Source organism: Mesorhizobium sp. M4B.F.Ca.ET.089.01.1.1 (genome assembly GCF_004022605.1).
GTDB lineage: Bacteria > Pseudomonadota > Alphaproteobacteria > Rhizobiales > Rhizobiaceae > Mesorhizobium > Mesorhizobium abyssinicae.
This window is the reverse complement of the sequence record NZ_RZOS01000510.1, coordinates 1-3,708: the sequence shown is the minus strand read 5'-3', so window position 1 is coordinate 3,708 and position 3,708 is coordinate 1. Positions and strand designations below refer to the sequence as shown.

The window sequence follows — 3,708 nt, the reverse complement described above, 5'->3', positions numbered from 1 at the left end:
CCCTTGCCGATCGCCTCGCGGCCGGCCTCGAATTGCGGCTTGACCAGAAGCAGCGCCCTGGCGCCATCTCCGGCGAGGGCAAGAGCCGGCGGCAGCGCCAGCTTCAGCGAGATGAAGCTGACATCGCAGGCGATGAAATCGGGGACAACGCCGCCCAGGTCGGCGGACGAGAGATCGCGGGCATTGAGGCCCTCGATGGCCGTGACGCGCGGATCGCCTGAGATCTCCGGATGCATCTGGCCGTGGCCGACATCGATCGCGGTGACGTGCGCGGCGCCGCGCTCGAGAAGCACCTGGGTGAAGCCGCCGGTCGAGGCGCCGATATCGAGCGCTTCGCTGCCGGTGGGGTCGAGGCCGAACCGGTCAAGCCCGGCGATCAGCTTCAGCGCCGCGCGCGAGACATAGGCCTGCGCTGGGTCGTCGATTGCAACGAGGCAATCGGCCTGGACGCTCTGGCCGGGCTTGCGGGCGATGGTGCCGTCAACCGTTACGGTGCCGCGCTCGACGGCGTCGCGGGCGCGCGAGCGGCTGGCGAACAGGCCGCGCTGGACGAGCAGTTCGTCGAGCCTGAGGCGCGCGCTGGCTGGCAAAGTGGAGTTCATCGGCCTTCCTTGGCGAAAGCCGGTCGCGAAGGCAAGAAGGGGATTAGAAGATGGTCCGCGAAACCGGCCGTTCGACGGCGGGCGCCAGACCGTCATTCCTGTCGCCGGAAGCTTGCCGGCGCTGCGGCTCGACCGGCACCGCCGGCGCGGTCTCGGGCAGCACGACGAGCTGCGGAACCTGCTTGTAGGAGAAGCCGCCGCGGATGTCGCCGATCTTGCCGGCGACTATGTCCATCGCCGCTTTTTCGAGATTGCGGTCGTAGCGCGTCTCGGCGTTCGCCGGTCCAGCGGCGAGCGCCAAAAAGGCGATGCCGCACAGAAACCTGTTCATTGTCGTTGCCCCTATCCCTCGGCAGGCTTCTAGCAGGCCGCCGTTGAGAAACGGCCAAGAGACAGGGTAAGCAAAGCGCCAAATGGTAGCGTAAACAATCGATTACGACAGCAAGCCGGCAAAGCGATTCAGGATGCTGATATCTTGAGTCAGGCGCTTCTGGCGCTGGCCGCGTGGCCGAGGGCGGCGAACACCGTGCGCACGATGCCGCCTGCGTCCAGGCCCGCATCGGCATACATCTTCTCGGGCTTGGCGTGATCGGTGAATGCGTCGGGCAGCACGAGCGGGCGCACCTTGAGGCCGCCTTCCAGAAGGCCTTGATGGGCGAGGAACTGCAGCACCTGGCTGGCAAAGCCGCCGACCGCGCCCTCTTCCACCGTCACCAGCACTTCATGCGAGCGGGCGAGCCGGCGCACGAGATCCTCGTCCAGCGGCTTGGCGAAACGGGCGTCGGCGACGGTGGCGGAAAGCCCGGCGGCGCCGAGTTCCTCGGCGGCGATCAGGCAATCCTGCAGGCGGGTGCCGAACGAAAGCAGCGCCACCTTGGTGCCTTCCTTGAGAATGCGGCCCTTGCCGATGTCGAGCACCGAGCCGCGCTCCGGCATGTCGACGCCGACACCGTTGCCGCGCGGGTAGCGGAAAGCGATGGGACCCTCGTCATAGTGAGCGGCGGTGCGCACCATATGGCGAAGTTCCGCCTCGTCGGCGGCGGCCATGACGACGAAGCCCGGCAGCGAGGCGAGGAAGGTGGTGTCGAAGGCGCCGCAATGGGTGGCGCCGTCGGCGCCGACGAAGCCGGCGCGGTCGATCGGGAAGCGCACCGGCAGCTTCTGGATCGCCACATCGTGGACGACCTGGTCGTAGGCGCGCTGCAGGAAGGTCGAATAGATGGCGCAGAAAGGCTTGTAGCCTTCCGTGGCGAGGCCGGCGGCGAAGGTCACGGCATGCTGCTCGGCGATGCCGACATCGAAGGTCCGGGCCGGGAAGGCCTCGCCGAAGAGATCGAGGCCGGTGCCGCTCGGCATGGCGGCGGTGATGGCGACGATGCGGTCGTCCTCGCGCGCCTCCTGGACCAGGCTTTCGGCGAACACCTTGGTGTAGCTCGGCGCGTTGGCAGGCGCCTTGGCCTGCGCGCCGGTGATGACATCGAACTTGTTGACGCCGTGATATTTGTCGGCGGCGGCTTCGGCCGGTGCGTAGCCCTTGCCCTTCTGGGTCACGACATGGATCAGCACCGGGCCGTCACCATTGTCGCGGACGTTCTTCAGCACCGGGATCAGGTGCTCGAGATTGTGCCCGTCGATCGGGCCGATGTGATAGAAGCCGAGCTCCTCGAACAGCGTGCCGCCGGTGACGTAGCCGCGCGCATGCTCGACGGCTCGTGTGATGGCGCGATCGGCGCGCTTGCCGAGATAGGAGGTCAGCTTCTTGCCGAAATCACGCAGGCCGAGATAGGCCTTGCCGGAGGCGAGCCGCGCCAGATAGGCGCTCATCGCCCCGGTCGGCGGCGCGATAGACATGTCGTTGTCGTTGAGGATGACGATCAGCCGGGCATCTAGCGCGCCGGCATTGTTCATCGCCTCATAGGCCATGCCGGCCGACATGGCGCCGTCGCCGATGACGGCAATGACGTTGTTGCGGCCGCCGGAGAGGTCGCGGCCCATCGCCATGCCGAGACCGGCGGAAATCGAGGTCGAGGAATGGGCGGCGCCGAACGGGTCGTATTCGCTCTCGGCACGCCGGGTGAAGCCGGAAAGGCCGCCCTCCTGCCGCAGGGTGCGGATGCGGTCGCGCCGGCCGGTCAGGATCTTGTGCGGATAGGCCTGGTGGCCGACATCCCAGATCAGCCGGTCGTCCGGGGTGTTGAAGACATAGTGGAGCGCAACGGTCAGTTCGACCACGCCGAGCCCGGCGCCAAGATGGCCGCCGGTGTGCGAGACGGCGTCGATCAGCTCGTCGCGCAGCTCCGAGGCGAGCTGCGGCAGCTCGCTTTCGTCAAGCGTCCTCAGATCCGCGGGGATGCGGACCTTGTCGAGGAGCGGCGTATCGGGCTTTGCGTTCACGGCTAAGGGGCCTGGTCAAACCTGACGTTCATGCACGTTGATCATGGGCGAAATATGCCGCCGCCCGGCGAATGTAAATGCGTGTCAATGACGCGGATGCTTCTGGCGTTAATTGTCCGGTAACGGAATGAACTCTTCCTCGTCTCCAGGAACGATATCGAAGCGGCCGGTCTTCCATTCCTCTTTCGCCTGTTCGATGCGTTCCTTCGACGACGAAACGAAGTTCCACCAGATGTAGCGCCTGGAGCCGAGCGAGGCGCCGCCGAATAGCATGAAATGGGCGCCGCGCTCGGACGAAACGACGATTTCGTCGCCCGGTTTGAACACCAGCAGCCGCTCGGCCGGGAAACGGTCGCCCGCAATCGAGACCTCGCCTTCCAGCGTGTAGATGGCGCGCTCCTCGGCATCGGGCGGGATCTTGACGCTGGCGCCGGGCGCCAGCCTCAGGTCGGCATAAAGGGTGTCCGAGGCGGTCGAAACCGGCGAGCGCAGACCGGAAAAAGCGCCGATGATGACGCGGCCGCTGATGCCCTCGGCATCGATCTCGGGCAAGCGGATCACGGCCGTGTTCTCGAAGACCGGAGCAACCTCCTCCTTGCCGTCCGGCAGCTCCAGCCAGGTCTGCAGGCCGGAGATCGACATCGGCGCGCCGCGCAGTTCCTCCGGCGTGCGCTCGGAATGGACGATGCCGCGGCCGGCGGTCATCAGGTTC

4 protein-coding genes are annotated in these 3,708 nt (G+C 66.6%); all 4 read right to left on the bottom strand.

Going from position 1 to position 3,708, the window contains the following annotated elements:
• On the bottom strand, positions 1-602 hold a 602-nt coding region (locus tag EN780_RS29605; RefSeq protein WP_133372767.1), incomplete at its 3' end, for a TlyA family RNA methyltransferase.
• Between the two features lie 43 nt (positions 603-645).
• Positions 646-933: a hypothetical protein gene (locus EN780_RS29600; protein ID WP_128276063.1), complete on the bottom strand. Its 288-nt coding sequence runs from the start codon at positions 931-933 to the stop codon at positions 646-648.
• Between the two features lie 149 nt (positions 934-1,082).
• The gene (dxs, locus tag EN780_RS29595) at positions 1,083-2,996 is read right to left on the bottom strand and encodes a 1-deoxy-D-xylulose-5-phosphate synthase (RefSeq protein ID WP_128276062.1); all 1,914 of its coding nucleotides are present in this window, start codon (positions 2,994-2,996) and stop codon (positions 1,083-1,085) included.
• Between the two features lie 108 nt (positions 2,997-3,104).
• Positions 3,105-3,708: pirin-like C-terminal cupin domain-containing protein (locus tag EN780_RS29590; RefSeq protein ID WP_133372766.1), on the bottom strand; the 604-nt coding region annotated here is incomplete at its 5' end.